Below are 21,885 nucleotides of genomic sequence, written 5' to 3'. Positions count from 1 at the left end.
GGATCATGATTTGTATGCTCTCCTTTTCCCTTTTCATACCCTCTGCAGCTGCTGCCCAAACTGAAGAAAATACAGATGTCGCGCCAAACCAGTATGAGAAAAAAGACATCGAAATCGATACGAATTATTTGCATGAAGATACCTACTATGAAGAAAAAACAGAACTGCCTGAGGAACAAAAGGATATCACTTTTGATAAACCGAAGGACAAGGACGCCGAGCTGATAAAAGATTTGTTTACATCAACAAATGCCGAGGATTCCAACACGATTGCGGCCCAGTCGAAACAGCTTGGTATTACATTTGCAGAAAAACCAATAACAAAGACATCATCAACGGAAACAGAAGATGAACAAGAAACATCATCATTGCTGCTGCCGATGATCTATGTCGTACTGATCCTGCTCGGAATTGCAGGCATCGTGTTCCTCATCCCAAAAGTCACAGCGCAGGAAAACAAGAAGGCATAGGCCGCGTGCTTGTGTTGTGTAAAAGCGGTGCCGTACAATAATAACGGAAAAGGAGGTTTCCAATGGAACTTTATATCATCACCGGAGCGTCAAAAGGGCTGGGTCAAGCCATTGCATTACAGGCTTTAGAAAAGGGGCATGAAGTCCATGCCTTATCCAGAACGAAAACGGATGTCTCTCATGAAAAACTAACGCAGCATCAAATAGACCTCATCAATCTCAAAGAAGCTGAACAGCAATTTGAAACATTGCTCTCATCCATCGATCCAGATCGTTATTCTGGTATTACCCTGGTCAATAACGCCGGAATGGTAACGCCGATCAAACGTGCCGGCGAAGCGTCTCTTGACGAGCTTCAGCGCCATTATCAGCTGAACCTGACTGCGCCCGTGCTTTTGAGTCAGCTGTTTACAAAACGGTTTGCTTCATACAGCGGCAAAAAGACGGTTGTCAACATTACTTCAGGAGCCGCCAAAAATCCATATAAGGGATGGAGCGCGTATTGCAGTTCAAAAGCCGGGCTCGACATGTTTACGAGGACATTCGGATTTGAACAGGAGGATGAAGAGCTGCCGGTGAACATGATTTCGTTCTCACCTGGAGTGATGGACACTGAGATGCAGGCCGTCATCCGTTCTTCATCGAAAAAGGATTTCCACCACATTGAACGATTCCGGAAATTAAATGAAACAGGAAGCCTTCGCAGTCCGGACTTTATTGCCGGCACGCTGCATTCTTTACTAGAAAAAGGGACGGAAAACGGCCGCATTTATGATATTAAAGAGTTTTTGTAGAGCAGATATTTTCTGCTCTTTTTTTTATACAAAAGGCTACAGCCAGCGCATTTTATTGAACAGCCGCATATACTGACTGAAACGCTGCTTTTAGGGTATAACAATGATGATAAGAAGATCAAAATGATGTGACATAAGAATTGAGTTTCTCTGCAAATTATGTTAGGATTCTAAAAATATCTAAAGGAGGGGTTTCCATGAGAAAGGTTACATTAATGGATGTTTTCACCCATCCAATTGCACAAAAATATCTTCAGCGTTCCGGCGTGGCACATGCGATTGCCTGCGCTTATCATGCATACAGGCTGTCTGTGAAGGCTGACATTAATCCTGATTTAGCAGCAAAAGCGGCACTGCTTCATGACATCGGCCATTATGAATGGTATACAGACGGAAAGTGGGATTATGAGAAATACAAAAGAAATGACATTCATGCCATTAAAGGGGCGGAACGCGCGCATAAGCTTCTGATTCGGCTTGGCGAGGAACCGAAAGCGGCAAAAGAGATTGCACTAGCCATTTTGCTTCATACAGATTCCTATTTGCCTGAAGGCGAATTAGATAAAAACACGCTGCAGCAGATTGTCAAAAAAGCGGACGAACTGGATGAAGAGCCGGGCGGCCACCATCATTACCGCCAAATTGATCCTTCAACCGCACGAAAAAAAATAGAAAAGCTGGACCAATTAATCGATCAAGCCCAGGCATCCGTGATAAAGCCTGTATAAGTACGGAACAGCGCCCAGCTTTCTTCGCTGTCTCCGCTTCATCGATACTTCCTTTACACCCGCTTCCAAACGTATTCTCCTAAAATCTCCGCACCCCTTTGTTTTATCAGGTAAGCCTGTGTCATTATCCATTAGCGCGGCATAAGCTGAGATAAAACACACAAAGGGGATAAAAGTATGGTCAACCAAGGTAGTCCGCAACTGGTCTCTTTAGTCGATCCTTATGTCTATCAGACCATTAAAAAGCTCATCGGCTCAAGGTTCGTTATACAGACAGTACGAGATACGGTCAGAGGCAGACTGATCGATGTAAAACCTGACCATATCACAATTGAAGGAGCCCGAAATTCTGTTTGTTTGATCAGAATCCAGCACATGATTTCCGTCACCCCAGATTACAGTGAGCGGGTCTAACAGTGCTTGCGCATGAAAAATAGGCGTACACCGGGACGTCCTATTTTTCAGTTAAGCGCTGTAAAAACGCACTATGATACATTGTTCCATCAAGGTCAAAGCCGGCAAATTCCTGATAGTCACCATCTGAAAAACAGAAAGTGACACCGTACACCGTATAGCAGGAACGGACTGAAGCATGCTGGCAGACCCGAAAATGATAACCGTCTGAATCTTTTACATATAGCCGGGATTTCCCGGCAAATGGGGCACAGAGGTGTGCTGCCTCACCAAAACATTCGAATCCGGCGATTTTGCCGTCTTGACTGATATCCAGCAGGAGACAATCATTGACTCTGAGCTCCTCAGTCCGTACATTCCTGTTCTTTTTCGGAGGAAGAACATAGATATAAGCTAGTTCTGAATTTGTATCGTATGTCACGGCCTTCATCACCAACACTCCTTTCATTATATTAAGAGTTCTGATATGAGTTCATTTTTGTTACAATGATGGGGTATAAGTTCTTTTATCTGACAGACAAAGAAAAACTAGGAGGAACAAAGCTTGTTGAAATCAAAAGTCCATTTTTGGACATTGCAGATTTTATTTGTTTTGCTGATTATTTTTGTAGCAACAAAAGTTTCATTTGTATTTCAGCCGTTTATTGTTTTTATCTCGACATTGTTTTTCCCGATGCTGATTGCGGGAATTTTGTATTTCATATTTAATCCGGTGGTCCGCCTGCTTGAGAAAAAAATTCCGCGGACATTATCCATTCTATTGATCTATTTACTGTTTATCGGTTTGCTTGCCTTTATTTCAGCGTCAGTCGGACCTATCATCACCTCACAGGTGACAGGGCTGTTTAACAACCTTCCTGATTATATAAAACAGATTCAGGCGCTGACAAAGGATTTGTCCCATTCTCAATGGTTTACCTGGATGATGAACCAGGATTATGTATCGATATCAAAAATTGAACAGTCATTGACAAGTTTTCTCCAAAACCTGCCGCAAAATATCACGTCCAGTTTATCTGCGGTGTTTGGCGTCGTGACAAACATCACGCTTGTTATTATTACTGTTCCATTTATCCTTTTTTACATGCTGAAAGACGGACACCGCTTTCCGCATTTGGCAGTAAAAATTCTACCGGCTTCTTATCGGACAGAAGGCTTAAAGATTTTTAAAGATTTATCCGATACGCTTGCGGCATATTTCCAGGGGCAGCTGTTAATCTGTCTTTTTGTCGGAACAGCGTGTTTTATCGGCTATTTAATTGCCGGACTGCCGTATGCCCTGATTCTTGGGATTGTCATGGCGATTACCAATATCATTCCCTATGTCGGGCCTTTTCTCGGTGCCGCGCCGGCTGTCATTGTCGGTTTTATGGACTCGCCGGCCAAAGCGCTGTTTGCGATTATTGTGGTCGTCATCGTTCAGCAGCTGGACGGAAACCTGCTGTCTCCTCTTGTGATCGGAAAGCGGCTGAATACCCATCCGCTTACGATTATTTTGCTATTAATCGGAGCGGGAAGCTTCGGCGGAATTCTCGGCATGATTTTAGCGGTGCCGGTTTATGCGGTAGTGAAGGCGTTCTTCCTGAATATTGTCCGCTTGATCAAGCTGCGCCAGCGGTCACGACTCGAGGAAAACGCAAAGCCAGCTGAATAGGCGGGCACCATTAGCGGCTCTTTGCATATGATGCTGTAAATCAATGCGGAGGTGGGGAAATGCCTGCAATTGTGGGGCCGATTTATATCATGTCAGTTACGGGTAATGCCGCGGCAAGCTTTGGAGACGTATTTGCGATTTCGCCCAAAAGCGTCGCTCATTCAGGGGCGGGGTCAGGCGCTTTTCAGCTTGGTGATTTTGTGAAGATTAACAACCAAACGAGTAAAACTCTTTTCAAAGATGCCGATATCACTGATGAAACAGTTTCGTTTAACGGGTAACAGCCTTTTCACAAGAGGCTGTTGCTTTTTTATTGTATAATATGGGTAGTCTTTGAATAGAGAGGTCATGTTATGAAAATCAGAAAAGCAAATATCAATACGCAAACCGGAATGATCACGGACGTGTATCTGCATGAAAACAGAAAAGAACTGCGCACGCTTGTAGCGGTACCGCAGCTGGAGTGGAGCACGATCATTTCCTATGAAGAAGATAAAGCAACTCTGCCTGAACGGCTGGAAGCGTCGTTGCGCCGGCATACAGAGGAAACCCCTGCTGGTGAGCTGGCCAAAAAAATCATTCATTGGGTAACAGAAATGTAAGCGGCGCTTGAAAGTTTAGCTCCTGCCTGATCAGGTGATAATGAAGACAAACAAGACGGGAGGACAGGCTTTTGAGTGAAGATAAAATGGATCTCTATTTGCAGCAAGGAATGTATGGGCCTTTGGAGACAAAGCCTGACGAGCGCCATTTGTTTTTAGGCTCTTTAAGAGAAAGAGTCGTTTTGGCACTGACGAAAGGACAGGTGCTTAGAAGTAAACCGTATAAAGAGGCGGAGCACGAGCTGAAAAACAGCCATAACGTCACCCTTTTGGTTAATGGAGAGCTTCAGTATCAGTCTTACTCTCCTTATATCCAAATGGCGAACCGGTACGGAGTGCCCTTCAAGATTGTATCTGATCTTCAGTTTCATACGCCTTTAGGCCTCGTTATTGCGGCTGACATCGCTGTGAATCGTGAATTGATATATATTCAGGACGACATTTATAATCGGTCAGTGCTGAAATCTTAAGAGACAAACGGACCGTTTGTCTTTTTGTTCATGGCAATTCACTTACAACTGGAGATAAGATATAATGTTCTCATACTGATGGCGGGGAGGCCGGCTATGAAAAAAGCACTTATTTGTATTGATTATACGAATGATTTTGTGGCGAGTGACGGAAAATTGACCTGCGGGGAGCCCGGCAGAATGATTGAAGAGGCGATCGTCAATTTAACTGAAGAATTCATCACAAACGGTGATTACGTCGTATTAGCAGTAGATTCTCATGATGAAGGGGATCAATATCACCCTGAAACCCGTCTTTTTCCTCCGCATAATATAAAAGGCACGGAAGGAAAAGATCTGTACGGAAAGCTTTTGCCTCTATATCAGAAACATGAACATGAACCTAATGTTTACTACATGGAAAAAACGAGATATTCTGCTTTTGCGGGAACTGATTTAGAGCTCAAACTCAGAGAGCGGCAGATTGGCGAACTGCACCTTGCCGGTGTCTGCACAGATATTTGTGTGTTGCATACAGCTGTTGACGCATATAACAAAGGTTTTCGGATTGTTGTGCATAAACAAGCTGTTGCCAGCTTTAATCAGGAGGGGCACGCATGGGCTCTTTCCCATTTTGCAAACAGCATCGGAGCGCAAGTGGCAGAGTAAGGAAGGGGAAAAACAGTGTTAGAGTACGGATTTAAAGATGACAGCCTGTCATTACATACAGACCTTTATCAGATCAATATGGCGGAAACGTACTGGAGAGACGGCATTCATGAAAAGAAAGCGATTTTTGAGCTGTTTTTCAGAAGGCTTCCGTTTGAAAATGGCTATGCCGTATTTGCGGGCTTGGAAAAAGCCATTGAATACTTGGAAAATTTCAAGTTTACGGATAGCGATTTGAGTTATTTACAGGATGAACTCGGGTATCATGAAGATTTTATTGAATATTTGCGCGGCTTATCTTTTACAGGTTCACTTTACTCCATGAAAGAAGGAGAGCTCGTTTTTAACAATGAGCCGATTATGAGGGTGGAGGCACCCCTGGTAGAAGCGCAGCTGATTGAAACAGCTTTGCTCAACATTGTGAACTATCAAACATTAATCGCAACAAAGGCTGCCCGGATTAAAGGCGTCATTGGTGATGAAGTTGCGCTTGAATTCGGAACAAGACGGGCACACGAAATGGATGCGGCCATGTGGGGAGCGAGAGCAGCCTTAATCGGCGGCTTTAGCGCGACAAGCAATGTAAGAGCCGGAAAGCGCTTTAATATCCCGGTTTCCGGCACACATGCGCATGCGCTTGTGCAGGCTTACCGCGATGAATATACAGCTTTCAAAAAATACGCGGAAACACATAAGGATTGCGTTTTCTTAGTTGACACGTATGACACGCTTCGTTCAGGCATGCCGAACGCGATTAGGGTTGCCAAGGAATTCGGCGACCGCATTAATTTCATTGGCATCCGTCTGGACAGCGGCGATTTGGCGTACCTGTCAAAAAAAGCCCGGAAAATGCTTGATGAAGCAGGATTTACAGATGCGAAGGTGATTGCTTCAAGCGATTTGGATGAGCACACCATTATGAATTTAAAGGCTCAGGGAGCGCGCATTGATGTCTGGGGTGTCGGTACGAAGCTGATCACTGCCTATGACCAGCCGGCTCTCGGCGCAGTTTATAAACTCGTTGCCATTGAAGAGGACGGGAAAATGGTTGACACGATCAAAATTTCGTCCAATCCTGAAAAAGTGACGACACCGGGCAGAAAGAAAGTCTACCGCATTATTAATCAGTCCAACCATCATTCTGAAGGCGACTATATTGCGCTTTATGATGAGCAGGTGAATGATCAGAAGCGGCTCAGAATGTTCCACCCGGTTCATACATTCATCAGCAAATTTGTCACGAATTTTTATGCGAAGGATCTTCATGAGCTGATTTTTGAGAAGGGTATTCTTTGCTACCAAAACCCTGAGATTTCAGACATACAGCAGTATGTGCAGGATAACCTCAGCCTGCTTTGGGAGGAATATAAGAGAATCAGCAAGCCGGAGGAATACCCGGTTGATTTAAGCGAGGACTGCTGGAGCAATAAAATGCAGCGGATCCACGAAGTGAAAAGCAGAATTGAAGAAGAGCTTGAGGAAGAATAAAGAAAAACTGGCCTTTCGTTCGCGAAGGGCCAGTTTTCTTTATGTATATATTATTTTTCATGTTTAGACAATTTTCGTCAAATTATTTGATATACTTAGGGATGAAAGCCGCGCGTATTGTAAGGGGGATAAATCAATGAGGGTGTTTGTTGCAAGACAGCCTATTTTTAATAGAAAAGAACAGGTTGTTGCTTATGAACTGCTGTATAGAGAAAGCGAAGAGAACGTATATAGCGCTAAAGACGGCGATCAGGCAACAACAGATTTGGTGATCAACAGCTTTTTAAACATCGGAATTGAGAAGCTGACGGAAGGGAAACGCTGTTTTGTTAATTTTACGGAAAGCCTGATGTTTTCGAATCTTCCCACCTCCTTCAATCCGAAACAGCTTGTCATTGAAATCCTTGAAGATATACCGATCACGCCGGCCCTCATTTCTAGATGCAAAGAATTGAAAAAAATGGGGTATATGCTGGCGCTTGATGATTTTTATGCAATAAACCCGCAAGATGAGGACTTACTGGAAAAACTCATGAGCTATATTGATTTATTGAAAATTGATTTTCTCAAAACAACACGAATGGAACGCAGAACAATTTTGCAAACCTACGGCTGCCGCGGCCTGATTTTTTTAGCGGAAAAAGTAGAGACCCGAAAAGAATATAAACAGGCGGTCCAAGACGGCTTTCAATTATTCCAAGGCTACTTTTTCAGCGAGCCGCGCATCATCAGCGGGCATGACCTATCGACTCATTTCTATTCTTACTATGAACTGCTTAACGAACTGAGCAAAGAGCAGCCTAACATAAAGCGTGTGACAGAGTACATAGAGCGGGATTTATCACTGTCCTATCAGATTTTAAAATTTTTAAACTCATCCCATAGCCGTTTGAGCCAGAAAATTGAAAGCATTCAACAGGCCATTATGCTGCTGGGATTTAATGAAATCAAACGGTGGATATATATTCTTTCCTTTAAGGATTTAAGCAGGAAAGGGCATTCCAGCAAGCACGAAATCATTAAGATTTCTTTGATAAGAGCAAAGCTTTGCGAACTGCTGGCGAGAAAGACATCCCGTCCGCAGCCTGCTTCTTATATGCTGATCGGAATGTTTTCTCTCATAGACACCCTCCTGCATAGAGAAATAGAGGAAATTGTTCAAGAATTGCCTTTAAAAGATGAAGTCGGGCAAGCATTATTAGGCCATCAAAACGACTACTACCAAATGCTTGAGCTTGTGAAATTAATTGAAAGCAACAACTGGGACACTTGCTCGGAATTAGGCAATCAACTCGACAAAGAAGAAGCGTATGAATGTTATTTAGAGGCTCTGGAATGGTGTCATAATCTTATGGACGCAAAATGATTGCGGTCCTCTGACCACCGCAAAGCAAGAATCATTCGGCTTTGCGTTCCGATAAGGCTGATATAGATGCCGTCGGGATTAAAGACCGTATCCACTTCATGCCGGACGCCCATTTGTTTGATCAGGCGCTTAATGGTTTGTTTATCGGACTGCTCGGCTGCGGTCAGAATGCGGCGCGAGAGCTCCCGCGAGCCCGCAATGCGGCCGAGAACGAGCTGGGCATCCGCAAATATCCCTGCGGCCTGCTTCGCTGAACGGATAAAGGTATCAATATTGTTGGCAGGAGCGGGCGGACGGCGTACCTCATACGGATACACGTAAAACCAGGGATAACGATATCTCATGGGAGCACCTCACAAAAAAAAGGATGTTTCTATATGTATAGATCCCTAATTGCCGAATATGACAAAGCGAAAAGGCCACAACTTTAGCGTTGCGGTCTTTTTCGGTGTTTGTCGGTCAGGAAACGCCAAGAATCGCATATTCAATTTTGAAAATACGGTATGAAGGACTATAGTCTTACTTAGTAAAAATGCGAAACACGTTAAAATCAAGGGAATTAAGAATCTTTCTCAATTTGAGCACATATAAACGCTCTTTCGCATAGAAAGATAGTCCCGTTCTTGTTGTGATTCATTTGAGTATAAGGACCTATTGATATTTGCGGTGTCACGCAGGACTTTTTTGCATACTTTTCGGTGAAAAATAAGCCGAAAGCAGATACACTATTAGTAACAGATCAAATACCTAGGACTCGTTCACCATACACAATTCATTGATCTTTCAAAAAAAGGAGTGTGGAAACGATGGAAAAGAAACTTGAAGAAGTAAAACAATTGTTATTCCGACTCGAACTTGATATTAAAGAAACGACAGATTCATTACGAAACATTAACAAAAGCATTGATCAACTCGATAAATACAATTATGCAATGAAAATTTCGTGAAAAAGACTTGGAAACAAGTCTTTTTTTTCGTTCTACCGATACAATAAATGGATAAAGTATTATATGATTGTTAAAAAACGAAAAACCTGCTGTCCTTTAAATGTCCCATTTAGTAAAATGGAATGGGAGGGGGGAAGTCGTTATTGAGCAGATATGTTTAGATTCTGTCCGGATCAAGGAGAAAATGAAGGAGATTGTAAGCCAAAAAATAATGAATCAGGACTTGGAACGATATCTTCAGAATTTTATTGAGTCTAAGGATACGTTTGAGTTTGCCGATTTGGCTCTTCATCATTATTTAGCTTTTAACGGTCAGGACCAAAAAGCAATCGAATTGCTAGCTGCCGGAATTGAATTGCTTATACTCTCATTCGATATTTATGATGACTTAGAGGATCAAGATAATGGAAGTGCTGTCTGGATGAAGATTGACTCGTCAATCGCTTTAAATGCAGTTACAGCTCTTTACACCCTAAGTATACAAGTGATGTGTCAAGCTAGTCATGAACCAGAATTTTCACAAGAGATATTGAATTTTGCGTTACAATCAATTCAAGGCCAGCATGATGATATTGTGAATGCGCCGCAAACGGAAGAAGCCTGTCTTGAAATGATCAAAAATAAATCAGGAGCGCTAACGGCATTGCCCTGTGTAATGGGAGTAATGCTGGCAACAGGCAAATACCATCCCATTGTAGCTTCATATTCTTATGAACTTGGGATTATTTCACAGATCGATAATGATTATAAAGGTTTGTTTTACTTAAATAACGATTTTGTTCAGAAAAAAAATACATTGGCATACTTATACTTAAAGAAACAATTTAACGATGCTTCAGCGGAGCTACTAAGTTTATATCAAAAACCAGAGGAATTTGTTTCTATTAATACTAAGGCTTTGAAGCGAAAATTGACAGAAGCAGGCGTTATACAATATTTACTGGTGATGAAACATTTATCTCTCCAAAAAATAAAGAATGAAATGTCACAATTAAAACTAGAAGAAGATAAAACTGAAAAATTATTGTCTGTTATGATTAAATAAGGAGGGGATTTATTATGCAAGAAATGGTAGGATACTTAATTAAATACCCAAATGTTTTAAGGGAAGTAATGGAAGGGAATGCTTGTTTATTGGGTGTTGATAAAGATCAATCTGAATGTATCATAAATGGTTTTAAAGGGTTAGAAATTTATTCAATGATGGATTGGCACTATTGAGGGTTAAATGAAGTCTAGAACCAATAAAATTTCTGTATTGTTAGTTGTAATAAGTCTGTTATATGTTATTTATTTGACCTATATAAGCAATAATAATTTGTTAGTTGGAGCAACTGTTTCGAAAGGGAAGAACGGAGACGTTGTAATTACCAATGTAGATGAATATTCAATGGCATCATACAGTGGAATAGAAAAAGGGGATATCGTAAAGCGTATTAATAATCAAAAGATAAACACTAAAGAAATAAAAATGAATAAGCTTAAAAATGTGAGCTCAATGGTTGTTGAGAGAAATGGCAAGGATGTTGAGCTAAAGCTGACTTTATTTAATGATAAAAATTTTTCTACTTACTTAATACTGTTAATGTTTTATATTGTTTGTTTATTTTGTTGCCTATTTATAATAAAAATAAATGAATCAAAGGATTTACCATCTGCTTTAGTTTTAATTATATTTCTGTTATCCGCTTCTATTGCTTATATAAGTGCAGGAGTTTCTGTTAAAGGCGATATACTATGCAGATGTATTATGGTGGTAACATTAATATCTGTACCGCTAAACTACCTTCTCTTTCTTTATCATTATTTTAGAGAGTTAGGCACTACCTTATTTGATAAAAAAGTTTTCATTTTATATTTGGTACCGATCATAAATGTAGTGTGTGAAATGTTCCGTTCACACCTTTTCTTTCGTGATTATGTGCCTAAATTAAGTTTACTATCCTTTTTCTTTTTATTTATCATAGTAGGGATATATTTCTGTATCATTTTAATTAAAAATAAAGATACTGAACAAGCGCATATTATTAAGGTTCTCACTATTATTAATATCTTTTCTTTCTCACCTTTTTTGTGTTTATATTTGATACCGTATGTCTTTTTAAATGCGCACTATGTTTCATCCTTTTTAGCAGCTTCATTTATGATGCTAATACCTTTCTCCTTAGTATTTCAATTCATGACAAATAAAATCTATAATGTAGATTTTATTTTAAGCAGATTAAGGTACTATGGCTTTTTAGCTCTAACGCCAACAATTATTCTAATCTCTACAATTGAATTGATTAGTAGTCCTGATAGTGATTTTTATAGTGTTAAACTAACCTTTTTAATTTATATTATCATGTTGGCGGTCTTTTATTATAAAGAAGTACTTGATTTCAGATTTAGATTAAAAAGGGTCTCGGAAAAATTCAATTATCAAGACAGTATATATAAATTCACGCAGATGATAAGAGACTCTACTTCCCTGTCTCAAGTATTTGAAGAACTGAAAAATACTATACTTGAGGTTTCTCTTGTTAGCCGAGCACATGTATATGAAGTTTCAGCTGACGGAAATATTAAACTATATGATGCTGAGAACGTAAATTCATTTGAAAAAGTCTATGAAAAAGAATTTAGAAAAGTAACATCCGAAATAGGGAAAATCGTTGAATTTAATAAAGGCTTTGTCATGAAAATAGGTGAACGCGGTGGTAAATCATTTGTGATCCTTTGTTTATCTAAAATGAATACGCCTCGTCTCACACTCGAAGAACTTTCTTGGCTGAAAACTTTGGCTTTTTATACAAACGTATCGATCGAAAACGTCATGAAAATCGAAGAACTGATGAGTCATTTAGAAGAAATAAAACAACAAGAATCCAACCCCGTATGGCTCAAAAAACTCATGTACACGATCGAGGAAAAACAACGCTCGGATCTCGCCCGCGATCTCCACGATTCGGTTCTTCAGGATTTGATTTCCTTAAAACGCCAGTGTGAGCTGTTTTTGGGTGATTTCAAGAAGGATGATAATCCGTGCCGTGAAGAGGTGCAGGACAAGCTTGTACAGATGAATGAGCAGATGTCTGATGTGATTTCGATGACGAGGGAGACGTGTCATGAGCTGCGGCCGCAGCTTCTGTATGATCTCGGATTGGTGAAGGCGCTGTCGAAGCTGGTGGCGCAGCAGCAGGAGCGGGTTCCGTTTCACATTCGTTTAAATACCGGGAGATTTACGGCTTCCCTTGATCTGGATTCGCAGCTGAATTTGTACCGGATCATTCAAGAGTTTCTGTCTAATGCGGTCAAGCACTCTCAGGCGACGGATGTGCTGATTATGCTCATCAGTATTCAAAACAAAATCGTTCTTCATTATGAGGATGATGGCGTAGGGTTTGATCAGGAAAAGAATACTGAGCATTCCATGAGCATGGGGCTTTCTGGCATTAAGGAGAGAGTCAGGGCTTTAGATGGGCGCCTTCGGATTGAAACAAGTGAAGGAAAGGGCTTTAAGGCTGATATTGAAATCGAATTGTAATGGATTTATAACGGAAACGACTTGGCACAGGCCAAGTCTTTTTTATAAAATGGAAAAGAGTGAGTAAAAGGGAGGAAAACATGAAAAAGATACTAGTGATTGATGACCATCCGGCTGTCATGGAAGGCACCAAGACAATTTTGGAAACGGATTCGAATTTGTCTGTTGATTGTCTCAGTCCTGAACCGAGTGAACAGTTTATCAAGCAGCATGATTTCTCGTCATATGATCTCATTTTAATGGATCTGAATTTAGGCGGCGAGGTCAATGGGATGGAGCTTTCTAAACAGATTTTACAAGAGAATCCTCATTGTAAAATTATCGTGTATACCGGTTATGAGGTCGAGGATTATTTCGAGGAAGCGATTCGTGCGGGTCTGCACGGTGCCATCAGCAAAACGGAATCTAAAGAAAAGATCACCCAATACATATACCACGTACTCAACGGAGAAATTTTAGTCGATTTTGCTTACTTTAAACAGCTGATGACTCAGCAAAAAACAAAGCCGGCTCCTTCCTCTCAAAAAGAACAAGATGTGCTCACACCTAGAGAATGCCTGATTCTTCAAGAAGTTGAAAAGGGATTTACAAACCAAGAAATCGCAGATGCCCTTCATTTAAGCAAGCGGTCCATTGAATACAGCTTGACATCGATTTTCAATAAGCTGAATGTCGGTTCACGGACGGAAGCGGTTTTGATTGCGAAATCAGACGGTGTACTTTAAATGTTGGGGGTGCAGATGATGGATACGAAACACACATTGCTTGAAGCGCTTGGTATAGAGATTGTTGAAAACACAGCGGAACGATGCGTTGCGGTCATGCCGGTGGATCATCGGACGGTTCAGCCGTTCGGATATTTGCATGGGGGCGCTTCAGTGGCCTTGGCGGAAACAGCGGCGAGCGCAGGTGCACAGAACCTGATTGATCATTCAACACAGGCTTGTGTCGGTTTGGAGATTAACGCCAACCATTTAAAATCTGTAAAGGAAGGAACGGTAAAGGCGATAGCCGAGCCCGTTCATATCGGCAGAACGACGATTGTCTATCACATTCACATATATGACGAGCAAGAGAGGCTGATCTGTATATCCAGATGCACGCTGGCTGTCATCAAGAAATAAAAAAACAGCCGGAACTCTGCCTGTCCGGCTGCTATTATTTTTATAGATAAGAATCCTCTTTTCGTTTAATCACAAAGTTTCTGATTCCGTTATAGTCATCCTGTACGCTTCTCTCATCAAGCTTGACGCCGGAGTTATACGCAGCACGGCAGATCAAGTGCCCGCCGATAGGCGACGTAATAAAGATAAAGAGAATCCCAAGCAGGATTTTAGCGGAGAGCTCCCCCGTCACAAACCACAAATAGAAGAAGACACCGAGCAGTATCATATTGACACCTAATGTTGAGCCTTTAGAAGCAGCATGAGCGCGTGTAAACACATCGGGAAGGCGAAGTACGCCAAATGAAGCAATGAGGCATACAAGAGCTCCCAGCAATATGAATACAGCCACAACGACTTTAGCGGTTTCGATCATTTTCGATAATCTCTCCTTTCTCCAGGAACTTGGAAAATGCGATCGTTCCGATAAACGATAAAATCCCCAGCAACAAAATAATATCCAAAAACGCACTTGTTTTCAGCAAAATGGAGACAAGCGCCGTGATTGCGATCAGATTGATGCCGATTGCATCCAGAGCCACGACCCGGTCAGGCACAGTCGGCCCTTTAATGACACGAATGACATACAAAAAGGTAGACACTGCCATAATGCCGAGCGCGATTTGCAGGATCAGCGTAAACATCACCGGCTCACCTCCTGTATGGCTTTTTCAAATGACTCCCGAATGTCAAAAATCGCTTTTTCCGCATCCTCGATATCCATTGCATGAATATAAAGTATTGTTCTGTCATCTGAAATATCCATCACCAAGGTTCCCGGCGTTAATGTAATGAGCAGAGAAAGCAGGGTGATTTCCCAGTCCTTCGTCAGTTCAGTTTTAAAAGCAAAAATACCCGGTCTGATATTCAGTTTTGGAGATAAGACTGATTTCATCACACTGACATTAGCAAGGTACAGTTCCTTTATAAAAATGAAACAGAGCTTGATAATAGAAATCAATTTCCATAGATAAAACTGGCGAGTGAAAAAGCGCCGGAAGAAAAAGAGAGAGAGCATTCCCAGAATATAGCCTGTAATGAATCCTGCGGCGCTTGGACTGTTGCTTAAGAACATCCAGCAAAAAGCGAGAAACACATTTAATAAAATTTGAAATGCCATGCGATCTACTCCTTCAGAACAGCTTCGATATATTTTTCCGGATTCAGCAGCGTCTCGGCCGCTTGATCAACGTAAGGCGACACCCATTCTGTACCCAATCCGAAGAGAAGGGACAGCAAGAGAAAAATAGCTGCCGGATAAAGAAGTCCTTTAGCTGTTCGATGATTTGGTTTTGGCGTTTCTTTTTCTTCGCCCCAAAACGCATGTATAAAGATCCTCAGCACAGAGTACAGTACGAGCAGACTTGAAAGCAGAATCAGCATGGATATCGTAAATTCACCTTCTGCGAAGCCGCCCTCCGCAATTTTAAATTTGCCGACAAATCCGCTCAGTGGCGGAATGCCTGCAAGAGAAATAGCGGAAATGAAAAACATCCATCCAAGAACAGGATAGCGTTTGATCAGCCCGCCCATTTTATGCAGGCTCGCGGTTCCAGTCAATGCGATCAGCGTACCTGCCAGCATAAACAAAGCGCCCTTAATCAGCATATCGTGAATCAGATAGTAGATCGCGCCCTGAATAGATGCGGGGGTGTGTACTGCCACACCGAACAAAATCACGCCGACAGCGGTAATAATGTTATAGATCACAATTTTCATGACATTCGAATAAGCGAGTGAACCGATGACACCAAAAATCACAGTCAGCGCCGCCAGCCAAATCATCAGCTGATGGGTAAAGGCTGTATCGTGAATAAAAATCAATGTGAAAACCCTCGCAATCGCATATAACCCGACTTTTGTCAGCAAAGCGCCGAACAACGCGGAGATTGCTGCCGGTGGCGCGTAATAAGAGCCTGGAAGCCAAAAGTAGAGGGGGAAGATTCCGCCCTTCATGCCAAATACCAAAAGCAGCAGGACACCAATCACAGTGATCAGCCCGGTTTGTCCTGATTCGCTGATTTTCACGCTAAGATCCGCCATGTTTAACGTGCCGGTTACAGCGTATAAAAAGCCGACCCCTATGACAAACAGGGCAGACGATACGATATTAAACACAATATATTTAAGGGATTCCCGCAGCTGAATTTTTGTGCCGCCTAATACAATCAGCATATAGGAAGCAATAAGCAGAAGCTCAAAAAATACGTACATATTAAATAAATCGCCTGTTAAAAACGCTCCGCTGACACCGGCAAGCAAGAACTGAACGCCGGAGTAGTAAAAGGAGCGCTCCCGTTTTTCACCGACGGAACGGAAGGAATAAAGCCCAACCAATAAACCGATGACCGCTGTTGTGAGAACGAGCAGGCTGGCGAATTGGTCTGCGGCGAGCACAATGCCGTACGGCGCTTTCCAGCCGCCTAAGCTGAGTGTCTGGATACCTTTTGTGAAGACAGTCTGTACAAGTATGCCGCTAATCACAATCCCGATGGCCGATGCCGCCGTGCTGAAGATTCTCATGAGCATAAGATTCTTCGTCATGAAAATCAGAAGAATAGCCGACAAAAGCGGGATCAGGATTGGCAAAATAACAAAATTATTCATGTTGATCATTTCCCCTCATTTGATCCATATCGTCCGATTTCAATTCCTGATAAGCGCGAAAGGCCATGACGAGGATGAATGATGTAACGCCAAAAGAAATGACAATTGCGGTCAAAATCAGGGCTTGCGGAAGCGGATCGACAAATGATTTGGCATGCTCGCTCAAAATCGGAGCGGCGCCTTTCTTTAACCCTCCCATAGTCAAAAGCATTAAATGAACGCCATGGCTTAACAGTGCTGTTCCGATAATGACGCGAAGCAGGCTTTTAGACAGCAGCAAATACGTAGCAGCCATAAAAATAATACCGGCTAATACAGCCATTAAGATTTCCATTATTCTTCCTCTCCAATCGTTTGAATAATGGTCATCGTTATGCCTACGACAACAAGATAAACGCCTAAATCAAATATCGTCGCTGTGGCGAGCTCCGTTTTCCCAAGGATCGGCAGCTGAAAGTATCCGAATGTGTGGGTTAAAAAAGGAGCCCCGAAGACAAAGGAGCCAACGCCTGTTAATACAGCGAGCAGAAGGCCGGCTCCCGCGACATAAATGAAATTGACCGGCAAAAGGGAACGCACGGTTTTTAAATCATACGCCAAGAGCAAGAGAACGATGGAAGAGGACGTGATCAGTCCGCCGACAAAGCCTCCTCCGGGCGCGTTATGCCCTGATAAAAATAAATAGAAAGAGAAAAGCAAAATGATAAAGGATACAAGCTTTGTCGCGGTTTGAAGAATCAAGTCATTTGTTTTTTGTTCATTCACCGCTTTTCCCCTCCTCTTTTACTTTTGTTTTAATCATGCTGTAAATGCCGAGAGCGGCTATCGTTAATACCGTAATTTCAAACATTGTATCAAATCCCCTGAAATCAACGAGAATGACATTGACGACATTATCCCCTCCGCCGAGATCGTGGCTGTGTTTGACAAAGAAGGACGCAATGCTGTCTTTTGTCCGCTGGCTTGAGGATGCGATGCCGAGCAGAGTAACGATAACACCGACGCCTAAAGAAATGATAAAATTCGTCATCCGGAACGTTCTCGTTTTTGTTTTCAGCCTCAGTTTCGGCAAATGGTAGAAGCAAAGCAGAAACAGTGCCACAGAAATCGTTTCAATGACGAGCTGAGTCAATGCCAAGTCCGGCGCTCTGAAAATGACAAAAAACAATGCAAGCGTATAACCGACAACACCGAGTGCAATGATCGCCGTCAGTCTTGACCTAGCAAAAACAGTCGCCACTGTGGCGCTGATCATGACAAGCGTCAAAATGATTTCGTATACACCGATTTTAGCCATGCCTTCCGTTTTAAATGAAAATCCGCCTTTAATGGCAAAAGCTCCGCCTATCAGAATGATGAAACCAGCGAAGATATACAGCAAATAATCTCTTAAAAACCCGGTCATATATTGTTTTGTGACCCGGTAAGAGCCTTTCTCCATCAGAGTCAAAAGCTTATCATATAACCGGTTGAGTGTGAGTTTCGAAGGAAACAGTTTATAGATTCCCTTCCACTTATTCAGCGACAAATAACCAATTGTTCCGATCACAACAATACCCGCAGTCATGAGCAATTCCGTTGTAATCCCATGCCACTGTGAAATGTGAACGTGGAATTTCTCATGGCCGGCAAGCAGTGTCGGATAGATTGAGTTCATCGCAGGCTCTATCAGGGTGTACGACAATATATTCGGGAAAAAGAAGAGACTGACAGCCAAAGCGACAAGAATGACCGGTGGTACGAGCATGCCGACAGGCGCTTCGTGAGCCTGTTTTTCAAGGTGTTCAGGCTGGTAATTTCCTCTGAATGTTTTAAACAGCAATTTCATGCTGTAGATAAACGTAAATACACTTCCGATCCAGGCGAAAAGAGGGAACAGAACGCCCCATGTCTGCACGTTGAACAGGTCAAAATGTGTCACGCGAAGCATGCTTGTGAAAAACATTTCTTTACTCAAAAATCCGTTAAACGGCGGTAGGCCGGCCATTGAAAATGTCCCGATTAAGGAAATGGTAAATGTAATCGGCATAATCGCCATCAGGCCGCCTAGCTTCCGGATATCCCGTGTGCCTGTTTCGTGATCGATAATCCCGACTGCCATAAACAAGCTTCCTTTAAAGGTAGCGTGGTTGATCAAATGGAAAATGGCAGCCATAGCGGCAACTGTATAATATTCTGTATGGCCGTAATGAAGGGCCGCAGCACTGACTCCGAGCATGGAGATGATCATGCCGAGCTGGCTGACGGTTGAAAACGCCAAAATCGATTTTAAATCAGTTTGTTTCACGGCATGGAATGAACCCCAAACCATCGTAAAGAGGCCAACGAGGGACACGATCCAAAACCACTGAGCTGAAAAGGCGAAAATAGGGCTGAATCTCGCAATCACATAAATGCCGGCTTTTACCATAGTAGCTGAATGGAGATAAGCGCTGACAGGCGTCGGAGCTTCCATCGCGTCAGGGAGCCAGATGTAAAAAGGAAATTGCGCTGATTTCGTAAAAGCCCCTAATAAAATGAGAATCATAGCCGGGATAAACAATTCGTGGCCGGCAATTAATTGAACCTGGTGAACCATCTCTCGAATACTGAAGGAATCCGTTATCAAATAAAGGAGAATAAAGCCGCCGAGCATGCACAGCCCGCCGCTGACCGTAATCAAAAGTGATTTGGCTGCGCCATAGCGCGACTTTTCCCGCTTATACCAATAGCCGATCAGCAAAAAGGATGAAAGGCTTGTAAGCTCCCAGAACATGTAGAGAACCATGACATTGTCTACTAGAACGACGCCGAGCATGGCGCCCATGAACATCAATAAGTAGACATAAAAGGGCCCAAGCTGTTCTTTTTCTTTCGATAAATAAAAAATGCTGTAAAGAGTGACCAAAGAGCCAATGCCTGTGATCAGTAAAGCGAATAATAACCCGAGGCCGTCTATATAAACGGTAAAGTTAATGCCGAGTGACGGAATCCACTCTAATACCGATCGAAGTGTTTCTCCAGATTGTGTCATCCTGATCATTGGGAGAAAGTATATAAACAGCAAGACGGGCAAGATCAACACAAACCAGCCCGTATGCACTCTTTTTGCGTATTTTGCCAAGAAGGGAATGATAAAAGCAAATAAAAAAGGCGATAAAATAGCAAGATGTAAGAGCTGCAAAGATAAGACCTCCTTTTCTCGTTCTCAATTGAAAAATGCGCTATGTATGAAATATACGGTCAAACGACCTAGTCCAAATTATATCGCACTTTTCTGCAAGCTGCCACGCTTCGAACTGCTGTAATGGGTTTTTATGAGTTCTTTTGACCTCAAAATAAGTCTAACAAAAAAGAGGTTATTTGTATATTTAAAATCAATCCTGATCAAGCTGAAGGAAAGGAGCTGGTCATGTGAAAAGAAAAGTCGTGATGTGCTCAGGTTTATTCTGCTCAGTATTTGCAGGGGCATTCATGTTGAATCAATATGACGGGCGCAGCGGTGTGGCGGCTAGTGATGAGTGGGAGCTGTATTTACTGGAGCACCACCTGTCAGCCAGAATGAGTGAGATGGAATCAAAGGATCTGCCGTTTGGTCCCCGAGAGTATATTCGGATTGTGAATAAATAAAAAAAGAGTTCCGCATAAAACGGAACTCTTTCTGTTTATGAAGTGAAAAAACGAAGCAGCACTGTCGCGCAAATAACTGTGCCTGCACCGCCGAGACGGGTTGAAATTTGGGCAAACGGCATAAGGCCCATTCTTCCTGATGCCGATAAAATGGCAACATCACCCGTTCCGCCGAGACCGCTGTGGCAGCAGGTAACGATTGCGGATTCAACCGGATACATGTTCATCAGCTTGCCTACGAAATATCCAGAACCAATCATCGCGATAACAACTGAAATACAGATGATGACAAACGGTATAGAAATCACAGACGCTACGTCATCCAACGGAATAAAGAGGATGCCGAGACCGACCATCAGCGGCCATGTAAAGCTTGAAGAAATAAACTTATAAAGCTGGTAAGCGCCTTCTTCCATTTTTTTCGGAAGAATATTTGCATACTTGACAGCCGCAGCTGAAATAATCATTAAGATCGCGCCCGGGATGAAGATGAATTTCTCCAATAACCCGCCAAAAATAAAGAATGTACACGCGAGCAGAACTCCTGCTCCCATTAGCTTAAAATCAATTTTTGCTTCGGCTTCTTTTTGATTGAAAATCTCATTTGCTTTTTTAGATTTTACGAGACGTCCGTTCCCATTTAGATCTGGACGCTTGTCGCCAAGCTTTTTCATTAAGGCTGCACATATGATAGCAAAAACGTTTCCTATAATTGCGGCTGGCACCAGCTGAGACACAAATACATCGGCGGATGAGCCCAGTATTTGTGAATAGGCGATTGAAAGCGGCAAAATCCCTTCACCTATTCCCCCGGCAATAATCGGGACAACAACAAAGAAAAAGGAATCATAGGCACTATAGCCAAAAATAAATCCGACAAGGATGCCGGCTGCAACGGCCGCGATCGTTCCTGCAACCAGTGGAACGAACATTCTGATAAACCCCTGTATTAAAACAATTCTGTTCATACCGAGGATACTTCCCACAACAAGGCACGCGATATAGAAATAAAGGAAGTTAGACGTTTTCATCAAGTTGGTTACAGCGTCTAAAGATGTTGAATTCAGTACATTGTAAAAGACTAAAAATGAAGGAACAAACAAAGATAAAATAGCAGGGCCGCCTATATCCTTCAATATCGGTATGCGTTGGCCTATGTCTCCGAGAAACACACCAAGAATCATAATGATGGCAAACCCGCCAAGCATATTTGCCGGCAGCTCATTGTAATAGGCTGCAAGAATAATAATAACAGCTAATACTGTGTATAATGGCAAAGGAATCACACCGATTTCCCAAGACCAAATTTTTTGAAACAGGTTTTTCTCCTGTGAGTCTTTTTGCTCAGGTGAAATTGTCCCCGTTTTTGGAATTGCTCCCATGTCATACACCCCCATGT

Annotated in this window: 28 protein-coding genes and 1 pseudogene; 18 read left to right on the top strand and 11 right to left on the bottom strand. The window is 42.4% G+C overall.

Annotated elements, in window-relative coordinates:
- Positions 1–14: 14 nt before the first annotated feature.
- From essA to MKX38_RS16195, 4 genes are all read left to right on the top strand, one after another.
- A complete protein-coding gene (gene essA, locus MKX38_RS16210; RefSeq protein WP_015251327.1) occupies positions 15–470 on the top strand; it encodes a type VII secretion protein EssA in 456 nt (151 codons plus the stop codon).
- Positions 471–532: 62 nt separating this feature from the next.
- Positions 533–1,264: a (S)-benzoin forming benzil reductase gene (locus tag MKX38_RS16205; protein WP_339187709.1), complete on the top strand. Its 732-nt coding sequence runs from the start codon at positions 533–535 to the stop codon at positions 1,262–1,264.
- Positions 1,265–1,461: 197 nt separating this feature from the next.
- The gene (locus MKX38_RS16200; protein WP_003244444.1) at positions 1,462–1,992 is read left to right on the top strand and encodes an HD domain-containing protein; all 531 of its coding nucleotides are present in this window, start codon (positions 1,462–1,464) and stop codon (positions 1,990–1,992) included.
- 177 nt (positions 1,993–2,169) lie between these two features.
- The gene (locus MKX38_RS16195) at positions 2,170–2,406 is read left to right on the top strand and encodes a YuzF family protein (protein ID WP_003220677.1); all 237 of its coding nucleotides are present in this window, start codon (positions 2,170–2,172) and stop codon (positions 2,404–2,406) included.
- Positions 2,407–2,446: 40 nt separating this feature from the next.
- On the opposite strand, the gene MKX38_RS16190 is transcribed toward MKX38_RS16195, so the two are convergent.
- Positions 2,447–2,836 (bottom strand): DUF2283 domain-containing protein, encoded by a 390-nt coding sequence (locus MKX38_RS16190; protein WP_015714629.1) that lies wholly within the window; start codon positions 2,834–2,836, stop codon positions 2,447–2,449.
- Between the two features lie 114 nt (positions 2,837–2,950).
- On the opposite strand from MKX38_RS16190, the gene MKX38_RS16185 reads away from it, so the two are divergent.
- From MKX38_RS16185 to pdeH, 7 genes are all read left to right on the top strand, one after another.
- A complete protein-coding gene (locus tag MKX38_RS16185; RefSeq protein ID WP_014480712.1) occupies positions 2,951–4,060 on the top strand; it encodes an AI-2E family transporter in 1,110 nt (369 codons plus the stop codon).
- Between the two features lie 59 nt (positions 4,061–4,119).
- Positions 4,120–4,341: a spore germination protein gene (locus tag MKX38_RS16180; RefSeq protein ID WP_015384524.1), complete on the top strand. Its 222-nt coding sequence runs from the start codon at positions 4,120–4,122 to the stop codon at positions 4,339–4,341.
- Positions 4,342–4,413: 72 nt separating this feature from the next.
- Positions 4,414–4,662 carry a YueH family protein gene (locus tag MKX38_RS16175; protein ID WP_003228783.1) on the top strand — a complete coding sequence of 83 codons (249 nt, stop codon included), beginning with the start codon at positions 4,414–4,416 and terminating at the stop codon, positions 4,660–4,662.
- Between the two features lie 71 nt (positions 4,663–4,733).
- Positions 4,734–5,132, top strand: a complete 399-nt coding sequence (locus tag MKX38_RS16170; RefSeq protein ID WP_014480710.1) for a YueI family protein — start codon at positions 4,734–4,736, stop codon at positions 5,130–5,132.
- 96 nt (positions 5,133–5,228) lie between these two features.
- Positions 5,229–5,780 carry an isochorismatase family cysteine hydrolase gene (locus MKX38_RS16165; RefSeq protein WP_014477836.1) on the top strand — a complete coding sequence of 184 codons (552 nt, stop codon included), beginning with the start codon at positions 5,229–5,231 and terminating at the stop codon, positions 5,778–5,780.
- Between the two features lie 15 nt (positions 5,781–5,795).
- Entirely contained in the window at positions 5,796–7,268 is a 1,473-nt protein-coding gene (locus MKX38_RS16160; protein ID WP_003228788.1) for a nicotinate phosphoribosyltransferase, read from the top strand.
- 136 nt (positions 7,269–7,404) lie between these two features.
- Positions 7,405–8,634, top strand: a complete 1,230-nt coding sequence (gene pdeH / locus MKX38_RS16155) for a cyclic di-GMP phosphodiesterase (RefSeq protein ID WP_339187704.1) — start codon at positions 7,405–7,407, stop codon at positions 8,632–8,634.
- Here the strand turns inward: pdeH and MKX38_RS16150 are convergent.
- Positions 8,610–8,978: a hypothetical protein gene (locus MKX38_RS16150; RefSeq protein WP_017695529.1), complete on the bottom strand. Its 369-nt coding sequence runs from the start codon at positions 8,976–8,978 to the stop codon at positions 8,610–8,612. The genes pdeH and MKX38_RS16150 overlap by 25 nt on opposite strands.
- Positions 8,979–9,156: 178 nt before the next feature.
- Positions 9,157–9,219, bottom strand: a pseudogene (locus tag MKX38_RS16145) (hypothetical protein); the annotation flags it as partial.
- A gap of 221 nt (positions 9,220–9,440) precedes the next feature.
- Between MKX38_RS16145 and degQ the strand changes: the two are divergent.
- The 6 genes from degQ to MKX38_RS16115 all read left to right on the top strand — a co-directional run bounded on the left by degQ (position 9,441) and on the right by MKX38_RS16115 (position 14,231).
- Positions 9,441–9,581 carry a degradation enzyme regulation protein DegQ gene (gene degQ / locus MKX38_RS16140; protein WP_003220708.1) on the top strand — a complete coding sequence of 47 codons (141 nt, stop codon included), beginning with the start codon at positions 9,441–9,443 and terminating at the stop codon, positions 9,579–9,581.
- Positions 9,582–9,765: 184 nt separating this feature from the next.
- On the top strand, positions 9,766–10,626 hold the full coding sequence (locus tag MKX38_RS16135) for a polyprenyl synthetase family protein (protein ID WP_032677058.1): 861 nt from the start codon (positions 9,766–9,768) through the stop codon (positions 10,624–10,626).
- Positions 10,627–10,640: 14 nt separating this feature from the next.
- Positions 10,641–10,802: a competence pheromone ComX gene (gene comX, locus MKX38_RS16130; RefSeq protein ID WP_003241045.1), complete on the top strand. Its 162-nt coding sequence runs from the start codon at positions 10,641–10,643 to the stop codon at positions 10,800–10,802.
- 7 nt (positions 10,803–10,809) lie between these two features.
- A complete protein-coding gene (locus MKX38_RS16125) occupies positions 10,810–13,107 on the top strand; it encodes a histidine kinase (RefSeq protein WP_339187702.1) in 2,298 nt (765 codons plus the stop codon).
- 80 nt (positions 13,108–13,187) lie between these two features.
- Positions 13,188–13,832, top strand: a complete 645-nt coding sequence (gene comA / locus MKX38_RS16120; protein WP_003220716.1) for a two-component system response regulator ComA — start codon at positions 13,188–13,190, stop codon at positions 13,830–13,832.
- A gap of 18 nt (positions 13,833–13,850) precedes the next feature.
- Positions 13,851–14,231: a hotdog fold thioesterase gene (locus tag MKX38_RS16115; RefSeq protein ID WP_017695528.1), complete on the top strand. Its 381-nt coding sequence runs from the start codon at positions 13,851–13,853 to the stop codon at positions 14,229–14,231.
- 40 nt (positions 14,232–14,271) lie between these two features.
- On the opposite strand, the gene mnhG is transcribed toward MKX38_RS16115, so the two are convergent.
- The 7 genes from mnhG to MKX38_RS16080 are packed head-to-tail and all read right to left on the bottom strand — an operon-like array spanning position 14,272 to position 20,040.
- Positions 14,272–14,646 carry a monovalent cation/H(+) antiporter subunit G gene (gene mnhG, locus MKX38_RS16110; RefSeq protein ID WP_014477830.1) on the bottom strand — a complete coding sequence of 125 codons (375 nt, stop codon included), beginning with the start codon at positions 14,644–14,646 and terminating at the stop codon, positions 14,272–14,274.
- Complete coding sequence (locus MKX38_RS16105) at positions 14,630–14,914, bottom strand: Na(+)/H(+) antiporter subunit F1 (RefSeq protein WP_003228814.1); 285 nt, start codon at positions 14,912–14,914, stop codon at positions 14,630–14,632. Before MKX38_RS16105 ends, mnhG begins: the two co-directional genes overlap by 17 nt.
- On the bottom strand, positions 14,914–15,390 hold the full coding sequence (locus MKX38_RS16100; protein WP_003228815.1) for a Na+/H+ antiporter subunit E: 477 nt from the start codon (positions 15,388–15,390) through the stop codon (positions 14,914–14,916). The genes MKX38_RS16105 and MKX38_RS16100 overlap by 1 nt, the downstream gene beginning before the upstream one ends.
- A 5-nt stretch (positions 15,391–15,395) precedes the next feature.
- Positions 15,396–16,877 carry a Na+/H+ antiporter subunit D gene (locus tag MKX38_RS16095; protein WP_019712488.1) on the bottom strand — a complete coding sequence of 494 codons (1,482 nt, stop codon included), beginning with the start codon at positions 16,875–16,877 and terminating at the stop codon, positions 15,396–15,398.
- The gene (locus MKX38_RS16090) at positions 16,870–17,211 is read right to left on the bottom strand and encodes a Na(+)/H(+) antiporter subunit C (RefSeq protein WP_003220730.1); all 342 of its coding nucleotides are present in this window, start codon (positions 17,209–17,211) and stop codon (positions 16,870–16,872) included. The genes MKX38_RS16095 and MKX38_RS16090 overlap by 8 nt, the downstream gene beginning before the upstream one ends.
- Positions 17,211–17,642 (bottom strand): Na(+)/H(+) antiporter subunit B, encoded by a 432-nt coding sequence (locus MKX38_RS16085; protein WP_003228819.1) that lies wholly within the window; start codon positions 17,640–17,642, stop codon positions 17,211–17,213. Before MKX38_RS16085 ends, MKX38_RS16090 begins: the two co-directional genes overlap by 1 nt.
- A complete protein-coding gene (locus tag MKX38_RS16080; RefSeq protein WP_029318492.1) occupies positions 17,635–20,040 on the bottom strand; it encodes a Na+/H+ antiporter subunit A in 2,406 nt (801 codons plus the stop codon). Before MKX38_RS16080 ends, MKX38_RS16085 begins: the two co-directional genes overlap by 8 nt.
- A 230-nt stretch (positions 20,041–20,270) precedes the next feature.
- Here MKX38_RS16080 and MKX38_RS16075 point away from each other — a divergent pair, with 230 nt between their 5' ends.
- Positions 20,271–20,486: a hypothetical protein gene (locus tag MKX38_RS16075; RefSeq protein WP_015251336.1), complete on the top strand. Its 216-nt coding sequence runs from the start codon at positions 20,271–20,273 to the stop codon at positions 20,484–20,486.
- Between the two features lie 35 nt (positions 20,487–20,521).
- Here the strand turns inward: MKX38_RS16075 and maeN are convergent, their stop codons facing one another.
- The gene (gene maeN, locus MKX38_RS16070; RefSeq protein WP_003244241.1) at positions 20,522–21,868 is read right to left on the bottom strand and encodes a sodium/malate symporter MaeN; all 1,347 of its coding nucleotides are present in this window, start codon (positions 21,866–21,868) and stop codon (positions 20,522–20,524) included.
- Positions 21,869–21,885: the final 17 nt, after the last annotated feature.

Origin of the sequence: Bacillus sp. FSL M8-0025, from assembly GCF_037975475.1 — a bacterium.
Taxonomy (GTDB): domain Bacteria; phylum Bacillota; class Bacilli; order Bacillales; family Bacillaceae; genus Bacillus; species Bacillus subtilis.
Note: the sequence above shows the minus strand (reverse complement) of the source record. Positions and strands in the feature narration are given on the sequence as shown.

What these genes read in the sequence shown, in the direction of transcription:
- essA (WP_015251327.1), top strand. Translation starts at nt 15, where the DNA reads ATGCTCTCCTTTTCCCTTTTCATACCCTCTGCAGCTGCTGCCCAAACT.
- MKX38_RS16205 (WP_339187709.1), top strand. Translation starts at nt 533, where the DNA reads ATGGAACTTTATATCATCACCGGAGCGTCAAAAGGGCTGGGTCAAGCC.
- MKX38_RS16200 (WP_003244444.1), top strand. Translation starts at nt 1,462, where the DNA reads ATGAGAAAGGTTACATTAATGGATGTTTTCACCCATCCAATTGCACAA.
- MKX38_RS16195 (WP_003220677.1), top strand. Translation starts at nt 2,170, where the DNA reads ATGGTCAACCAAGGTAGTCCGCAACTGGTCTCTTTAGTCGATCCTTAT.
- MKX38_RS16190 (WP_015714629.1), bottom strand. Translation starts at nt 2,836, where the DNA reads ATGAAGGCCGTGACATACGATACAAATTCAGAACTAGCTTATATCTAT.
- MKX38_RS16180 (WP_015384524.1), top strand. Translation starts at nt 4,120, where the DNA reads ATGCCTGCAATTGTGGGGCCGATTTATATCATGTCAGTTACGGGTAAT.
- MKX38_RS16175 (WP_003228783.1), top strand. Translation starts at nt 4,414, where the DNA reads ATGAAAATCAGAAAAGCAAATATCAATACGCAAACCGGAATGATCACG.
- MKX38_RS16165 (WP_014477836.1), top strand. Translation starts at nt 5,229, where the DNA reads ATGAAAAAAGCACTTATTTGTATTGATTATACGAATGATTTTGTGGCG.
- pdeH (WP_339187704.1), top strand. Translation starts at nt 7,405, where the DNA reads ATGAGGGTGTTTGTTGCAAGACAGCCTATTTTTAATAGAAAAGAACAG.
- MKX38_RS16150 (WP_017695529.1), bottom strand. Translation starts at nt 8,978, where the DNA reads ATGAGATATCGTTATCCCTGGTTTTACGTGTATCCGTATGAGGTACGC.
- degQ (WP_003220708.1), top strand. Translation starts at nt 9,441, where the DNA reads ATGGAAAAGAAACTTGAAGAAGTAAAACAATTGTTATTCCGACTCGAA.
- MKX38_RS16135 (WP_032677058.1), top strand. Translation starts at nt 9,766, where the DNA reads ATGAAGGAGATTGTAAGCCAAAAAATAATGAATCAGGACTTGGAACGA.
- comX (WP_003241045.1), top strand. Translation starts at nt 10,641, where the DNA reads ATGCAAGAAATGGTAGGATACTTAATTAAATACCCAAATGTTTTAAGG.
- MKX38_RS16125 (WP_339187702.1), top strand. Translation starts at nt 10,810, where the DNA reads ATGAAGTCTAGAACCAATAAAATTTCTGTATTGTTAGTTGTAATAAGT.
- comA (WP_003220716.1), top strand. Translation starts at nt 13,188, where the DNA reads ATGAAAAAGATACTAGTGATTGATGACCATCCGGCTGTCATGGAAGGC.
- MKX38_RS16115 (WP_017695528.1), top strand. Translation starts at nt 13,851, where the DNA reads ATGGATACGAAACACACATTGCTTGAAGCGCTTGGTATAGAGATTGTT.
- mnhG (WP_014477830.1), bottom strand. Translation starts at nt 14,646, where the DNA reads ATGATCGAAACCGCTAAAGTCGTTGTGGCTGTATTCATATTGCTGGGA.
- MKX38_RS16105 (WP_003228814.1), bottom strand. Translation starts at nt 14,914, where the DNA reads ATGTTTACGCTGATCCTGCAAATCGCGCTCGGCATTATGGCAGTGTCT.
- MKX38_RS16100 (WP_003228815.1), bottom strand. Translation starts at nt 15,390, where the DNA reads ATGGCATTTCAAATTTTATTAAATGTGTTTCTCGCTTTTTGCTGGATG.
- MKX38_RS16095 (WP_019712488.1), bottom strand. Translation starts at nt 16,877, where the DNA reads ATGAATAATTTTGTTATTTTGCCAATCCTGATCCCGCTTTTGTCGGCT.
- MKX38_RS16090 (WP_003220730.1), bottom strand. Translation starts at nt 17,211, where the DNA reads ATGGAAATCTTAATGGCTGTATTAGCCGGTATTATTTTTATGGCTGCT.
- maeN (WP_003244241.1), bottom strand. Translation starts at nt 21,868, where the DNA reads ATGGGAGCAATTCCAAAAACGGGGACAATTTCACCTGAGCAAAAAGAC.